General features: G+C 65.7%; 10 protein-coding genes. 2 read left to right on the top strand and 8 right to left on the bottom strand.

Translation table 11 applies throughout. The features are described 5' to 3' along the window. Positions 1-61: 61 nt before the first annotated feature. From AQZ52_RS11450 to AQZ52_RS11415, 8 genes are read right to left on the bottom strand one after another with little or no spacing between them, the layout of a single operon-like run. The gene (locus AQZ52_RS11450; RefSeq protein ID WP_169793742.1) at positions 62-556 is read right to left on the bottom strand and encodes a sarcosine oxidase subunit gamma family protein; all 495 of its coding nucleotides are present in this window, start codon (positions 554-556) and stop codon (positions 62-64) included. Next, positions 549-3314: a 2Fe-2S iron-sulfur cluster-binding protein gene (locus AQZ52_RS11445; protein ID WP_067910670.1), complete on the bottom strand. Its 2766-nt coding sequence runs from the start codon at positions 3312-3314 to the stop codon at positions 549-551. The genes AQZ52_RS11450 and AQZ52_RS11445 overlap by 8 nt, the downstream gene beginning before the upstream one ends. Further along, on the bottom strand, positions 3311-3574 hold the full coding sequence (locus tag AQZ52_RS11440; protein WP_067910667.1) for a sarcosine oxidase subunit delta: 264 nt from the start codon (positions 3572-3574) through the stop codon (positions 3311-3313). The genes AQZ52_RS11445 and AQZ52_RS11440 overlap by 4 nt, the downstream gene beginning before the upstream one ends. Positions 3575-3587: 13 nt before the next feature. Beyond that, complete coding sequence (locus tag AQZ52_RS11435) at positions 3588-4847, bottom strand: sarcosine oxidase subunit beta family protein (protein ID WP_067910665.1); 1260 nt, start codon at positions 4845-4847, stop codon at positions 3588-3590. Next, on the bottom strand, positions 4844-6064 hold the full coding sequence (locus AQZ52_RS11430; protein ID WP_240481607.1) for an NAD(P)/FAD-dependent oxidoreductase: 1221 nt from the start codon (positions 6062-6064) through the stop codon (positions 4844-4846). Before AQZ52_RS11430 ends, AQZ52_RS11435 begins: the two co-directional genes overlap by 4 nt. Before the next feature lie 2 nt (positions 6065-6066). Further along, a complete protein-coding gene (locus tag AQZ52_RS11425) occupies positions 6067-7521 on the bottom strand; it encodes an NAD(P)/FAD-dependent oxidoreductase (RefSeq protein ID WP_240481606.1) in 1455 nt (484 codons plus the stop codon). 10 nt (positions 7522-7531) lie between these two features. Further along, positions 7532-8797, bottom strand: coding sequence for a cystathionine gamma-synthase family protein (locus tag AQZ52_RS11420; protein WP_082697885.1), 1266 nt, complete (start codon positions 8795-8797; stop codon positions 7532-7534). Further along, positions 8787-10067: an aromatic ring-hydroxylating oxygenase subunit alpha gene (locus tag AQZ52_RS11415; protein WP_240481605.1), complete on the bottom strand. Its 1281-nt coding sequence runs from the start codon at positions 10065-10067 to the stop codon at positions 8787-8789. Before AQZ52_RS11415 ends, AQZ52_RS11420 begins: the two co-directional genes overlap by 11 nt. Before the next feature lie 475 nt (positions 10068-10542). On the opposite strand from AQZ52_RS11415, the gene AQZ52_RS11410 reads away from it, so the two are divergent. Then, positions 10543-13230 carry a TonB-dependent receptor gene (locus AQZ52_RS11410; protein ID WP_156424914.1) on the top strand — a complete coding sequence of 896 codons (2688 nt, stop codon included), beginning with the start codon at positions 10543-10545 and terminating at the stop codon, positions 13228-13230. Between the two features lie 122 nt (positions 13231-13352). Beyond that, a complete protein-coding gene (locus AQZ52_RS11405) occupies positions 13353-15416 on the top strand; it encodes a tetratricopeptide repeat-containing sulfotransferase family protein (protein ID WP_067910658.1) in 2064 nt (687 codons plus the stop codon). Positions 15417-15429: the final 13 nt, after the last annotated feature.

Here is a 15429-nt window from a genome sequence, read left to right as displayed (position 1 = left end):
TTAGCCGCTCTGGATCCCCGCGCAGGCGGGGATCCAGAGCGGGCACACGCGAAGGTAGCGCTTACGCCCCCAGCAGCGGGAGCGCCTCTTCCCAGAAGTGGTGCAGGCTCTGCGCATAGCTTGCCGGCACGTAGACAATGCAGGCGTCCTCGCTTGTCGCAAAGAGGCGCACGCCGACATGGTCGATCACCGTGGCGGCGGTGGCGCCGACCGGGAGTGCGGCGGGGCTGGTATCGAAGACACCGCCCTCCAGCAGCAGTTCGCGCCAGCCCGGACCGGCGATGCGGAAGCGGACGATCCCGCCGCCGATGGCCGTGAGCGCGCCGTCATCGCCCAGCGTATCGGCGAGCACCGAGGTATCGCCTTCGACCAGCCAGACGGTGGGTTCGTAGCGCAGCAGCGTGATCGCGGCGTTGCCCGCGCTGCGGTTCATCGGCGGGAGCGCAAAGCCGAGCGCCTTGTGGACGCGGGTGGCAAGGTCTTGCGGGTTGCTCCAGATTTCCAGCGCATGAAGCGGCGCGGCGGGGAGCGCGATGATCGAGGTGGCGTCAGTCACGGTAGCGTTCCCCGGCAGGATCATAGAAGTGCGGCGAGGTCACCCGCACGCGGGCCTTTTCGCCGCGCGTGGGCGAAGTCACGATAAGCTCCTCGCCGTGACGGTGATGCCCCCCTTGCAACAGCGCCAGCGCGATGGCGCCGCCTTCGATGATGCGGCGGGCGGCGGCCGTGACATGGCCTTGGGGTGACTGGCCAGCGCGCTGGATCAGCATGCCGCCTTCGGGGATCGGACCATCGAGGCTGACAAGCCCGACGAGGTTGTTGCGGTTCGGATCGCTGAGTGCAGGCCGCGTCAGACCCGCCGCGCCGATAAAGCCGCCCGCCTTGTTGAGCATGCCGCCAAGACCGAGATCCTGCGGGGTCGAGCGGCCGTCGACTTCGCCGCCGACGACCACGTGGCCCTTTTCGATGCGCAGCAGTTCCATCGCTTCAAGGCCATACGGCGCGCCACCTTCCGCCCGCGTCGCGGCTTCGATGGCCTGCCAGACGGCGGCGGCATGGCTTGCCTCGACATGGATTTCGAAGGCGCGCTCCCCGCTGTAGCTGGCGGCGAGGACATGGACCGGCACGCCCGCGAGCATACCCGGGGCATAGCCCATATGCCGCGGCGGTTCCGCTCCGGTGAGCGCGGCGAGGATACCGCGCGCTTTCGGACCGGCGAGCGCGATGCCGCCGTAGTACTCCTGCACGTTGACCACCGAACACTTGAGCTCCGGACGCAGGCTGTTGCGCACGTAGGACATGAAGTGCGCCATGCGGTCCGCGCCGCCGGTGGAGCTTGTCAGCAGGTAGCGGTTTTCGGCGAGGCGCCAGACGGTGCCATCGTCATTTACGAAGCCGTCCTCGCGGCACATGAAGGTGTAGCGCCCGCGCCCGACGGCCAGTTTGCCAACCGTGGTGGCGCAAACGAGTTCGAGCAGTTTCGCGGCATCGGGACCGCTGACTTCGAACTTGCCGAGCGTGGAGACATCGCTGAGACCCGCCGCGGTGCGCACGGTGCGGGCTTCGCGCAGGGCTGCCTGCTGAAGGGTCTCGCCGTTCACCGGATAGGCGCGCGGGCGGAACCAGTAGCCGAGCGGCTGCCAGATCGGATCATGCGCTTCATGCAGCGCGTGGAGGGGGATCCGGCGCACGTGTGCCCCCGCATTGCGTGCGCCGGCGCCTGCCAGCAGGCCCATGGTAACGGGCGTGAACGGCGGGCGAAACGTGGTGAGGCCGGCCTCGGGCACCGTCACCCCCTGCTTTTCGGCAAGGCGCGAGAGCGCGACCATGTTGCTGGTCTTGCCCTGATCGGTCGCCATGCCGAGCGTGGTATAGCGCTTGAGGTGCTCGACCGAGCGGTAGCCTTCCTGCCAGGCGAGGTCGATGTCGGCGAGGCTGACGTCGTTCTGGAAATCGACGAAACTCTTCTTGGCCTTGCCGGCAGGCGCCACGGCGGGCGCTGGCGGCGGCGCGAGCGCGCTGCCCACGGTTTCGCAGACCTGCGGGTTGCTGCCGGGAATGAAGGCCTGTGCCTCCACGTTCCATTCGAGCTTGCCGCCCGCCTGCATGTGAAGATGCGAGACGGGAACGAACCCGCCCGAGACGGCGATGAGGTCTGCGTCAAAGCTCTGCTCGCTGCCGCCGATCACCGCGGTGACCTTGCGCAGCGCGTGCTTGCGGCCGGAGACGCTGGCCGGCCGCGCGTCGTGGTAGACGGTAACCCCGGCTGGCGCGGCGGGGCCCGAGGCGCGGGCATCGAGCAGTGCAACCACCTCCGCACCGGCTTCGACAAGCGCCGTGGCGGTGAGATAGGCATCATCGTTGTTGGTGGCGATGACGACGCGCTTGCCGGGGACCACACCCCAGCGCCGCACATAGCTGCGCACCGCCTGGGACAGCATGACGCCGGGGTGATCGTTGTTGGCGAAGGGCACCGGGCGTTCGATGAGGCCGGTGGCAAGCACCACCCGCCCTGCCCGCACATGCCACAGCCGCTGGGCAAAGCCATGCGGCGGCACCGCGCCGGGTTCGACGAGGCGCTGGCTGAGGGTGAGGAAATTGTGGTCCCAGTAGCCGGACGCCGTGGTCCGCAGGAAGACCTTGCCGCCGAGCGCCTCGATCCGCTCGACCATCGCGCCGGGATCTATCGCAGGATCGGGATCGCGCAGCAGCGAGCCGCCGGGGACGGCATCCTGCTCGACCAGCCAGACGCGCTTGCCCGCTTCGGCGGCATCGAGCGCGGCCTTGAGGCCAGCGGGCCCTGCCCCCACCACCAGCACGTCGCAGAAGCCGGCGGACTGCGAGAAGTTGTCGGGATCAGGCTCGGTCGGCGCATTGCCAAGCCCGGCGGCGCGGCGGATGAAGCCTTCATAGCGCAGCCAATGCTTCGCGGGGCCGAAGAAGGTCTTGTAGTAGAACCCCGCACCCAGCGCAGGCGCGGCAAGGCCGAAGATCGACGCGACGTCGAACGAGAGGCTGGGCCAGCGGTTCTGGCTCTTCGCAACCATGCCGGGATAGACGAAGACGTCCGTCGCGCGGGTGTTCGGCTCGGCGCGGCCACCAGTACCAACGGTGACGAGGGCATTGGGTTCCTCAATCCCGGCGGTCATGATCCCGCGCGGGCGGTGATACTTGAAGCTGCGGCCGACAAGGCCGATGCCATTGGCGAGCAGCGCGGCGGCAAGCGTGTCACCCTGGCGGGCGTGATAGCTCGTGCCGTCGAAGGTGAATTCGATGGTTTCCTCGCCCGAAGGCACGCGCGTCGGGCCGCTCATGGCAGTGCCTCCGGACCGATGGCTTTCACGGCGTGGATCTCGTGGCTGACGCGGTGGCGGGTGAGCACCATCCACGCGCGGCAGCCGTAGGTGTGGCGCCAGATTTCATCATCGAGGCCCATCGGATTGGCGCGGGTATAGAGTGCCTGCATCGCGGTTTGCGCGTCGCCTGCGGGATCGACGACGGAGTCGGTCGTGCGTTCGTAGGTGAATTCGGTCTGGGCGCGCGGGCCGCAGTGGGGACAGGTGATCTGGTACATGTCTAAGCCTGTCTCAGCGGTGGTTCGGGAACGGGCCGACGGACGTTTCGTCGATCGTGGCGCCGGTCATGAAGCGTTCGAGGCTGAAGGGTGCATTGAGCGCGTGCGGCTTGCCGGTGGCGAGCGTGTGGGCATAGGTCCAGCCGGAAGCCGGGGTCGCCTTGAAGCCGCCGTAGCACCAGCCCGCGTTGAGATAGAGCCCGTCGATGGGGCTCGGGCCGATGATCGGCGAGCCGTCGAAGCTCATGTCCGTGACCCCGGACCAGGTGCGCAGCATCCTGAGGCGCGAGAGCGCGGGCATGCAGGTCACCGCCTGCGCGATGGCGTGTTCCTTGATCGTGGGCTGGCCGCGGCGGGCATAGCTGGGCCAGTTGTCCGGATCGCCGCCCATCACGATGCCGCCCTTGTCGGACTGGCTGATGTAGAAGTGAAGCGACTGCGACATGACGACCGACTGGACCATCGGCTTGACGCCCTCGGTCACCAGCGCCTGCAAGGTCTGCGATTCAATCGGCAGCCGAAGGCCGGCAAGCCCCGCGACATGGCCGCTGTGGCCCGCGACGCAGATGCCGGTGCGGCCGGCAAGGATGCGGCCGCGCGAGGTCTCGACCCCGATGATCCGGTTGCCGTCTTTCACGAACCCGGTCACTTCGCACTTCTGGATGATATCGACGCCCAGCGCATCGGCGGCGCGCGCATAGCCCCAGGCGACCGCATCGTGGCGCGCGGTGCCGGCGCGCCACTGGATCAGCGCGCCATCGATGGGGAAGCGGGCCGTGCGCGACAGGTCGAGCAGCGGCTCGATCTTCGCGATCTGCTTCGGGGTGAGCAGTTCGGCGTCGATCCCGTCGCAGCGCATGGCATCACCGCGCTCGGCGAGCTTGATCATGTCACCATCGTTATGGCCGAGGAACATGGCGCCGCGCGGGCTGAACATGACGTTGTAGTTCAGATCGTCGCTGAGGCCGTGCCACAGCTTGAGGCCGAACTCGAAGAAGTTGTGCAGCTGCGGCAGGCGGTAGTTGGAGCGCACCAGCGTGGTGTTGCGCCCGACATTGCCGCCGCCGATCCACCCCTTTTCCAGCACCGCGACATTGCGGATGCCGTGGACCTTGGCGAGATAATAGGCGGTGGCGAGCCCGTGCCCGCCGCCGCCGATGATGATCACGTCATAGCTCGCCTTGGGCTCCGGATCGCGCCACGCCGGTTCCCAGTGCTTTTGCCCGTTGAGTGCGCCGCGCAGCAGGCTGAAGGCGGAATAGGGCGTCTTCATGCCGCGAGGTCGGCTTTCTGAGGCTGCCAGCCGCGCTGCTCGCGCCAGTCCGCACCGATGCCGTCGAAGCGCGAGAGACTGAGCTTCGCGAGATCGGTGAAGCTGCACTGCCCATCGACCACCAGATCGCGCACCGCATGGCCCGATGCGGGCGACAGGCCGAAGCCGACGCCCGACATCGTGATGACGGTGACGTTCTCGGGCGCCTTCATGCGGTCGATGATCGGGCGGCCGTCGGGCGTGTTCTCGACGATGCCCGCCCACGAGCGGATGACGTTGAGGTGCGCGGCCTTGGGGAACAGCTCCGCCACGCGGCGCGCCAGGTTGCGGGTGAGCGGCGAACTGGGCCGCGCAGGCGGGCCGGCTTCGAAGGTTTCAAGCCATTCGTGCGGGCCGCCGCCATAGGCGAGATTGCCGCGCAGGGTCTGGCGGCCATAGAGCCCGTTGCCGTCAACGCCGCCGATGGGCATCATCGGTGCGGGTTCGGTGACGATCATTTCAGCGCGCGCGGCGGCGAGCGGAACTTCGACACCGAGCTTGGCCATGAGGGCCTGAATCTGCGGACCGGCGGCCACGACGACGGCATCGCATTCATGCCGGCCGCTGGTGGCGTGAACCGCGACGACCTTGCCGCCTTCGGTTTCGAACCCGGTAACGGGGCTGTGCTGATAGATGCGCCCACCCAGATCCTGCAGCGCCCAGGCATAGGCCTGCACACTGCGCTGCGGGTTGGCATGGCCGCCGAAGCGGTAGTGCATGCCGCCAAGGCAGTTGTCACCCGCAAGCGGCACCATCGCGCGCACCTGATCGCCTGTCAGCAGATCGACACGGTAGCCCATGTCGTTGTTCATCTTGGCGAGGTAGTGGTACTGGTTCAGCTGCTTGGGCGTCACCGCGATGACCAGGCGTTCCTGCTGGTGCTCGGTCGGATAACCGAGCAACGCGTCCATGTGCGGCCACATGCGCTGCTCTTCCTCGAACAGCGGGCTCTGGTAGTGCGAGGCACCGCCACCATTCCGGCCCGAGGCCTCCCAGCCGACGATGCCCTTGTCGAGCACGGTAACCGACGCGCCCGAGCGCGCGAGCCACCAGCCCGCGCTGAGCCCTGAGACGCCGCCGCCGACGATCACGACTTTCATCTTCGCCGCGGTGCCGGCGATCTTCGCCATGGTTTCCTGCGGCGTCTCGCTGGGAGTGGGCATTCCAACATAGGTCATGGTCAGAGGCTCCAGCCTTCAGCGATGGCTTCCTGATGCTCACGCTCGCGCGGCGTGTCGATATCCCGGTAGGGCACCCACTGGGTCGGGATGCCGAACCAGACGTCCCACCCGGCGCGCATGTCCTCGCTCTCTTCCCAATCGGCGAGAATGCGCAAGGGCAGCGGGCGGACCGGGGCGCGGTGCGTGGCGAGCGGGACCGAGCCGAACGGGCCGTCCGCCGCCATCGCCAGCATCATCGCGACCTGATCGCGGCAGCGGCGGCCCTGGCACACGCCCATGCCGGCGCGGGTGAGGCGCTTGATCTGATCCGGATTGGGCGGGCCGTCCTGGATCAACGTATTCAATGAGCGCGCCTGCATCGGCGCGGGGCGTTCGAGGTAGCGCGGAGGCTGCACGCCGAGGAGATCGGCGCGGGTCACTTCCTCGCACTGGCAGACGATCGTGTCGGGCGCAGAGAGCTTGCCCAGTTCGCGCGCCCATTCCATGCGGTATTCGACATGGTCGAAGCCGGTATCGGCAAGGCCCGCGCAATCGCCGACGCAGGTGACGCCCGCATTCTCGCCCGGAATATAGCCGCCGCGCGCGCCATCGAGCACGCGCTTGCCGCCCATCGCATCGATCAGTTCGATCGAGGGAACAAGGCCGATGGCAAGCACCACGGTATCGACATCGATCACCGCGCCCGAAAGCAGGCGGACGCGCTCGACGCCGTCGATGCCGCCGATAGCTTCGGCAGGGGCATCTTCGAGGTAGAAGGGGATCTGCGCGGCGCGGACAGCGTCGGCAAGCGCGGCATCGCCTTGCGGGGCGCTGCGCACTTCGACCAAGCCGGCAACCTCGACGCCCTTTTCCCGCGCGAGGAGCGCGGCGTTCAGGGCCAGATCATGGCTGCCGACGATGAGCACGCGCTTGCCGGCAAAGGCTTCGTAATGCGCCAGCAGGCGTTCGAGCGCGGCGGCCCCCATCACCCCGGGCTGGTTCCAGCCCGGAAAGCCGATGGCCAGATCGCGCGCGCCGGTGGCGAGGATGAGTTGGTTGTAGCCGACGATCCAGCCGCGATCCTTGTCCGCCAGAGCGACGACGCTTTCCGGGAGGCCGGTCACGCCGGGGCCATTGCGATAGACGCCCCAGGCGCTGGTGCCGAGAAGCACCTCGACGCCGGCTTCCATCGCGGCTTCGAGCATCGGCTCGCTCATGAACACGGTCTCGAGCATGCGCTCGGCGTTCTGCGTGGCGGTGGTCATGCGGCCGCCGAACAGCAGCGGAACGTCGTTGCCCATCGCCGCGCCGGGAATCGGGTTTTCGTCGACGAGGAGGACCGACTTGCCCTCCCCTGCCCCGGCGAGCGCGGCGGCGAGGCCCGCCGGGCCAGCGCCGACAACGACCACGTCATAGCGCGCCTCGGGCGCAGGGAGCTTGGTGCCGATCGCGTGGGGATCGGTTCCGTTGTTCACGTGCATGGTTCTAGACAGCCTCAAGTGCCTGGGAGAGATCCGCGATGATATCGTCGGCATGTTCAAGCCCGACGGACAAGCGCATCGTGCCGTCGGTAATGCCGCCGGCAAGGCGCCCCTCGCGCGGGACGGCATAATGGGTGGTGGTCGCCGAATGGCAGATCAGCGTTTCGGAACCGCCAAGGCTGACCGCGAGCTTCAGGAGCTTCAGCGCGTCGAGCATGCGGAACGATTCCGCCTCGCCGCCCTGCAGGTGGAACGAGAACGTGGAACCCGCGCCCTTGCACTGGCGATCATAGACCGCACGCGCCGGAGTGCCTTCCTTGAGGAAGCCGAGATAGGTGACACCGGCAACCTTGGGATGACCCTGCAGGAATTCGGCCACTTTGCGGGCATTCGCCATCGCCCGCTCGATCCGCACCGAGGCGGATTCGAGGCTGCGCACGACAAGCCAGGCGGTGAAGGGATCGAGATGGTTGCCCCAGGTTGTGCGCAGGGTACGCAACTGGTGGATCAGCTCGAGCTTGCCGGTTACCCCGCCCGCCAGCAGATCGCTGTGCCCGGCACAGTATTTGGTGAGCGAGGTCATGTTGAGATCGACGCCCTGCTCGATCGGGCGCTGCGCGAAGGGACCGAGCAGGGTGTTGTCGACCACCACCAGCGGGCGGCGACCGGTCTCGCGGCCGATCTCGTCCGCGACCGCGACCATGAGATCGAGATCGACGATGGCGGCGGTCGGATTGGCCGGGGTTTCCGCGACGATCAGCGCGAGCGGCCCCTTGGCCAGCGCGGCGCGGGCGGCCGCACGGACATGATCCGGGTCGCAGCCATCGGTGTAGGTTTCGACGTGGGTACCGAAGCCCGGCATCACCGAGCCATAGAGCATGTCGACCCCGCCATAGATCGGGCGGCCATGGAGCACGCTGTCCCCCGGCTTCACGAACGTCAGCGCGATGGAGGAATGCGCGGCCATGCCGCTCGAGAACGCAGCGGCGGCCTCTGCGCCGTCGATGGCGGCAAGGCGGGCCTCGAGGATATCAAGCCCCGGATGGCCAAGGCGCGAGTAGATATGCCCCTCACCCTTCTTCCCCGCCAGCGGCCCGGTGCCGTCGAAGAACGCCTCGTGGACGTCCTTCGCGTGCTGGGCGCTGGGGTAGATGAAGGTCGAGGTCAGATAGACCGGCGGCTTGACCGCGCCGAGCGCCTCGGCAGGGTCATAGCCAAAGGCGACAGCGAGCGTTTCGGGGCGTAACCCCTTGAGAGAATCAGCGGCCATGCTTCTCGACATACTTGGCGGACGTGTCGCAGTACCAGTCGGTAAAGCGCAGAGCGAGCATCTCGGCTTCCTGCGAATAAGGCCCTGGGACGTATCCGGGGCTGTTCACGCCGAGCTGGTTGTTTTCGGCCAGCTCCTTGTCCTGCAGGTTCGTGCGCGTCCACAGGTCGGCGAGGTCCTCGACCGAATAGTCGACGCCTTCGACGGCATCCTTGTGGACCAGCCACTTGCCGGTCACCGCGGTTTCGTGCGGGCCTACCGGCATCGCGCTGAACATGAAGGTGTGGTCGGCCGTCGCGTGAAGGAAACTGTGCGGATCGATGGCAAGGCGCATCGAGCCGATATCGCCGCCGTTGCGATCGCACATCAGCTTTTTGACGAGGTGCTTGCCGTCCATCGAGAGCGAGACGACCTCGGGGTTGAGCAGGAAGCGCGCCAGCTGCCACCAGTCGCCCTCGATCGCCTCGGTCGCGAGGCCGACGGCCGCCATCTGTTCGTGGAAGGTCTGCACGCGCAGGTCGCCATCGACGTCGAAGTGCTTCTTCATGCCGACCGGGAAGGTCTTCGCCAGTTCCGGGTGACCGGTCGCGCAATGATAGCACTCGCGCCCGTTCTCCATCACCAGCTTCCAGTTGGCATATTCGGTGATCGTGCTCTCGAACGCGAGCTTGGCATTCGCCAGATCGTGCGGCGCAAGGTATTCCTCAAGCCGGAGCGCAAACTCGTTGAACGGCGGCGGGTTATCATCAAAGCAGATGAAGAGGCAGCCTGCGACGCGCTCGAGCTGGATCGGGCGAAGGCTGTGCGCCGCCTTGTCGAACCCCTCTTCCATGCGCATCGCCGAAAGCAGAGAGCCGTCGAGCTCGTAAGTCCAGCGGTGGTAGGGGCAGACGATCTTGGGGGCAGAACCGCTGCCCGCCGCGCACAGGATCGACCCGCGGTGGCGGCAGGTGTTGTGGAACGCGCGGATCTCGCCGTCGCGGCCCTTGACGATCAGCACCGGCCATTTTCCGACCATCTGCGAGATATAGCTGCCCGCCTTGGGCAGCTCGCACTCGAACCCGGCCATGAGCCAGCTGGTGCCGTAGATGGCGGTCATGTCGAAATCGAAGACTTCGGCATCATTGTAGAGGGCCTGGGGAAGGCAGTGCCCTTCCGGCCGCTGGGCCAGAAGCGAGCCGATCCGGCTGAGGTCGATCATGCGTGAGTTGTCCCGATGGCACGAGGAACGGATGGCATCCGGGTGGACCATGGCGAGGAATGCAGCCAATCGGATTTCCTTATGCCGCCATGGAAAAATGACAAAAAGGCATGGCGATGGGGCGCCCGGCGCAGGCAGAGCGGTTTCAGAAGAGACCAAGGAATTCAGCGAGTTCGGGTAATATTATTTTTTTTCAATTGTTTATGAGGGATGCTGGCTGCATACGAATGCAGCGCGACCGAAATGCAACACCCGGACACGACATTGCAGTGCGGCATTCTGGGGGTGGATTTACCCTTTGGTTTCTCCTAGGCTTCCCCAAACGCGACGATGCGCGTGCAAAAAACGGGGAGTAAAATCAGGGTATTGCCAGCGTGGAGAAGATCCGCCGGGTTCGGCTGATCTGGTGCGGAGCGGCTGTTGCATTGCCCCTCGCGCCTTTCCCCGCAGGTTTTCCCTGAATTTTTTCCCGCTTTGCCAGCCATCGCGTCGTTGGTGTGCTCCGGCCAGGTGTCGGACAAATATGGGAAAGATGGGGGTAACAATGAAATCACGGTTTATGTTGTCGTGCGCCGCCGCGGCCGTCGCGCTGGGCTCGGGCGAACTGGCGCTGGCGCAGTCTGCGCCGCAGGCAGATGCCGCCGCCTCCACCAGCTCTGACGTGATCATCGTCACGGCGCAGCGCCGCGACCAGTCGATCCAGGACGTGCCGCTGACCCTTCAGGCGTTCAGCACCGACACGCTGAGCAAGCTCAACGTCACCTCGATCGACGGCCTGCTCAAGTACACCCCGAACGTCACCTTCTCGAACAACGGTCCGGGCCAGGGCGCGATCTTCCTGCGCGGTCTGTCGGCCGGTTTCGCGGGTCAGCAGTCCTCGGCGACGATCGGCGGCTTCCCGAACGTGGCGGTCTACCTCGATGACCAGTCGATGCAGTTCCCGGCGCGCAACGTCGACATCTATGTTGCCGACATCGAGCGCGTCGAAGTGCTCGAGGGTCCGCAGGGCACCCTCTTCGGCGGCGGCGCGCAGGCCGGTGTGCTGCGCTACATCACCAACAAGCCCAAGTACAACAAGTTCGAGGGCCGTCTCGAAGGCAGCTTCGGCGGCACGGCGCAGGGTGCGGCGAACGGGTCGTTCAACGCGATGTTCAACATCCCGGTCATCGAGGACAAGCTCGCGATCCGCGCGGTGGTCTATGCCGATCATCACGGCGGCTACATCGACAACAAGTTCTCGACGTTCACGCGTCGGCCGAGCGACCTCGGCTCGTACTACCTCGCTTATCAGGGCAACGGCAACCAGCTGACCCCGGACCAGCAGGTTCGTCAGGGCAAGTACGACAACAACTCGCTGGTCGAAGACAACTTCAACCCGGTGGACTACACCGGTGGCCGCGTCGCGGTGGGTTGGAAGATCGCGCCGGACTGGGACCTGCTCGTCACCGAGGCCTACCAGAAGCTCGAGTCGAAGGGCACGTTCGCGGCCCAGAGCTACACGTATGACTATCAGCCGCTGACTGGCCTGTCCTCGACGCTGTTCGCGCCGCAGTACAACAAGGACGATTACACCAACACCGCCTGGACGCTGAATGGCAAGCTCGGCGATTTCAAGGTGATCTACACCGGTGCGTACCTGACGCGTCACATCTCGCAGCAGGGTGACTACACCAACTACGCGCGTTCGACCTACGGCATCTTCTATCAGTGCACCGGCGGTGCGAACTACTACTGGAACGTCGGCAAGGCGCCGTACTGCTACGAGCCGACCAGCTACTGGACCGACAAGGTCCGCAACACGCATGAAAGCCACGAATTCCGCATTTCGACGCCTGACAGCGGCCGGATCCGGGCGATCGCGGGTGCGTACTACGAAAACTTCAAGATCCAGGACAACCAGGATTGGGACTACAAGACCATCCCGTCGTGCGATCCCTCGCTCACCGCTGACCAGATCAAGAATGCTGGCACCGTCTGCATGGGCCTCGTCGCGCCAAATCCGAACGCGACCCTGAACGTGCAGGGTCCGCGTGGGCCGTATGTCGCCTTCGGTGAAGACACCCAGCGCGGCTTCAAGCAGTACGCCCAGTTCCTCTCGGTCGATTTCGACATTCTGCCGAACCTGACCATCACGGGCGGCACCCGCCACTACTACTACAAGGAATACGAGACCGGCTCGGTCTACTCCTCGTTCAACGGCGGCTGCTATCAGGTTCCGGTCTGCGCGACCGGCTCGAACCTCGATGCGCAGAACCTGCAGGCGCACTACAGCGGCTTCAAGAGCAAGGCGACGATCACCTGGAAGCCCTCGCCGGGCACCATGCTCTACGCAACGTGGAGCCAGGGCTTCCGTCCGGGCGCCTTCAACCGCGGCTCTTCGGCCCGTGTGAAGGATCCGCTGCCGCCGCACGCTCCGCAGCTGCTGGTTTCCGCCGCCTATGCGCCGGACAACCTGACCAACTGGGAAGGCGGCCTGAAGACCGATCTGTTCGACCGCAAGGTCACGTTCAACCTCTCGGCTTATTACATGAGCTGGGACAACATCCAGATCGGCTTCTTCAACCCGGCAGCCGGCTTCGGCAACACCGCCTTCGCGGTGAACGGCCCGACCTACCACATCAAGGGTGCCGAAGTGCAGATCGTGGCACGTCCGGCCGCAGGCCTCACGTTCCAGGGTTCGGCGACCTACAATGACAGCAAGCAGGCGAATTCGCCCTGCTTCATCGCCAACAACCCGGGTGTGTCGAGCTTCGGCAAGTGCATCACCCAGGTGTTCTCGGGCGGTGCGGTCAAGGATGTGCAGAGCCCGTTCGGTACGCCTGGCAGCATCACGCCGTTCAGCCCGCACTTCCAGGGCAACATCCGCGGCCGCTACGAATGGACCGGCAAGGGTGGCGTGGAATGGTTCGTTGCGGGCGGCGTGAACTACACCAGCTCGTACTTCAACCAGCCGGGCACCTACCCGTCGGGCGACGAAGCGGGCAACGGCAACGGTGTCGGCCCGAACGGGATCATCGTCCCCGGCACCACGGTGCTGCGCTACAAGATGAAGGGCTACGCGCTGGCTGACGCCCAGGTCGGCTTCACGCGTGACAACTGGACGGTTACGCTGTTTGGCGACAACATCTTCAACAGCCACGCATCGACGTTCACCAACTCGTCGCAGTTCATCAAGACTTCGACGGTTGTCCGTCCGCTGACCTACGGCATCAAGATCGCCACCAAGCTGTGATCTGATGCAAATGAATGGAAGGGGTGGCGCCACAAACGCCACCCCTTGCTTTCCGGCGGCCCAGAGCCTTTGATGGGCGAGTTTGATGGGCAAACGGCGTCAGCCGGCAGGAAAGTGCGTTAATGGCCACGCAGATCGAATTGACTCCCACTGACAAGACACGCCCTGCTTCGCCCTCTGCCGCAGTGCCCGAGGCCGACATCACGGCGCTGCATGCCCTCCAGGCCAAGGGCGATTACGCGGCCGCTGCCGCAGGCGCACGGAAGCTGCTTCCCGTCGATCCCGCCAACCGCGAATTGCTGCTGATCGAGGCGCATTCGCTGCGCATGTTGCAGCAGACCGATGCCGCGCTTGAGGCGCTGGCGCGCTTCGCACAGCATCATCCCAATTTCAGCCAGCTCTATCTGGAGCGCGGGCTCTGCCATGTCGCCCGGCGCGATGCACCGGCGGCGATCTTCGACTTGCGCCTCGCGGTCGGGGCCAATCCAGCGCTGGCAATGGGCTGGCGCATGCTCGACGGGCTCTACCGCATGACGGGTGACACCCGCAGCGCCGAACTCGCCACGCGCCATTTCGCCCATCTCGCCAGCCTGCCACCGCCGATCGTTCAGGCCAAAGTGCTTTACGGCGATGGCGAGGTCGATGTGGCGGAATCGCTCATCCGGCGCTTCCTGCTGGAAGCGGGAAACCACCCCGAAGCGATGCGTCTGCTCGCTCAGATCGGCCATCGCCGCAATGTGCTCGACGATGCCGAGGCGCTCTATGAAGGCATGCTCGCGCTGGTGCCCGACCATGAGGAAGCACGGCACGAATATGTGCAGGTGCTGATCGCGCGGCACAAGTTTCCCCAGGCGCGCGAAGCCCTGGAGCCGCTGTTGCGGCGCGATCCCGGGAACCATGCACACCGCATCCAGGCCGCCACGATCCGGGTGGGCCTTGGCGATTTCGAGAGCGTGATCCCGGAATACCGCGCGATGATCGCGGAGATAGCAGGCGACACGCTGGAAGCCCGCGTCCGCCGGGCCGATCTCAACCTTTGGCTCGGACACGCGCTCAAGACCGAAGCCCGCACGCCCGAAGCGATCGACGCCTATATGGCCGCGACCGCCGATCGGCCGGATTTCGGTGATGCCTGGTGGAGCCTCGCCAACCTCAAGACCTACCGCTTTTCGCCTGAGTCCATCGCGGTCATGCAAGGGCGGCTGGAGGCCCCAGAAACTGCCGACGTGGACCGCATCCACATCGCGTTCGCGCTGGGCAAGGCGCTGGAAGACGCCGGCGACCATGAAGGCTCGTGGGCGGCCTATGTCCGCGGCAATGCCATGCACCGTGCCAGCAACGGCTATATACCCGAGGTCTTCGAAACCAACACCCGCGAACAGAAGCGCGTCTGCACCTCCGCCTTCTTTGCCGCGCGCGAAGGCTGGGGGCTGGACGATCCCTCCCCGATCTTCGTGCTCGGCCTGCCGCGCTCGGGTTCCACCCTGCTCGAACAGATCCTCGCCTCGCACTCGATGGTCGAAGGCACGCAGGAACTGCCCGATATCCAGCGCATCGTGCACGAACTGCAGGGCCGCGAGCTCAATTTCGACCAGCCGCTCTATCCCGGATCGCTTCAGGACCTCGATGCCGAGGCCGTGCGCCGTTACGGCGCGCAGTATATCGCGGACACGATGCCCAACCGCATTCTCGGCCGGCCGTTCTTCATCGACAAGATGCCGAACAACTTCCGGCATGTCGGCCTGATCCACCTCATTCTGCCCAACGCCAAGATCATCGACGCGCGGCGCGATCCGATGGCGTGCTGCTTCAGCAATCTGAAGCAGCTCTTCGCGCAAGGGCAGGAATTCACCTACGGGATCGAGGACATCGCCCGCTACTACAAGACCTATGTCGAGCTGATGGACCACTGGGACGCGGTGCTCCCCGGCCGGGTGCTGCGCGTGCAGCACGAGGACGTGGTCGAGGACCTTGAAGGCAGCGTGCGGCGGATCCTCGACTACTGCGGCCTCCCCTTCGAAGAAGCCTGCATCGAATTTCACAAGACGAGGCGCAGCGTACGCACGCCGAGCTCCGAACAGGTCCGTCGGCCGATCTTCCGCGACGGACTTGATCAGTGGAAGAAGTTCGAGCCCTGGCTCGGGGCCTTGCGCGAGGCGCTGGGCCCCGAGCTGGCACCACAATAAATCAACACAGAAA

Source organism: Novosphingobium fuchskuhlense (assembly GCF_001519075.1).
Taxonomy (GTDB): domain Bacteria; phylum Pseudomonadota; class Alphaproteobacteria; order Sphingomonadales; family Sphingomonadaceae; genus Novosphingobium; species Novosphingobium fuchskuhlense.
The sequence above is the reverse complement of the archived record's forward strand: the minus strand, read 5'-3'. Positions and strand labels throughout refer to the sequence as shown.

Bases quoted from the DNA above. Each gene is read 5' to 3' on its own strand.
- AQZ52_RS11420 (WP_082697885.1), bottom strand. From the start codon at position 8,797: ATGGCCGCTGATTCTCTCAAGGGGTTACGCCCCGAAACGCTCGCTGTC.
- AQZ52_RS11410 (WP_156424914.1), top strand. From the start codon at position 10,543: ATGAAATCACGGTTTATGTTGTCGTGCGCCGCCGCGGCCGTCGCGCTG.
- AQZ52_RS11435 (WP_067910665.1), bottom strand. From the start codon at position 4,847: ATGAAGACGCCCTATTCCGCCTTCAGCCTGCTGCGCGGCGCACTCAAC.
- AQZ52_RS11440 (WP_067910667.1), bottom strand. From the start codon at position 3,574: ATGTACCAGATCACCTGTCCCCACTGCGGCCCGCGCGCCCAGACCGAA.
- AQZ52_RS11445 (WP_067910670.1), bottom strand. From the start codon at position 3,314: ATGAGCGGCCCGACGCGCGTGCCTTCGGGCGAGGAAACCATCGAATTC.
- AQZ52_RS11405 (WP_067910658.1), top strand. From the start codon at position 13,353: ATGGCCACGCAGATCGAATTGACTCCCACTGACAAGACACGCCCTGCT.
- AQZ52_RS11430 (WP_240481607.1), bottom strand. From the start codon at position 6,064: ATGACCTATGTTGGAATGCCCACTCCCAGCGAGACGCCGCAGGAAACC.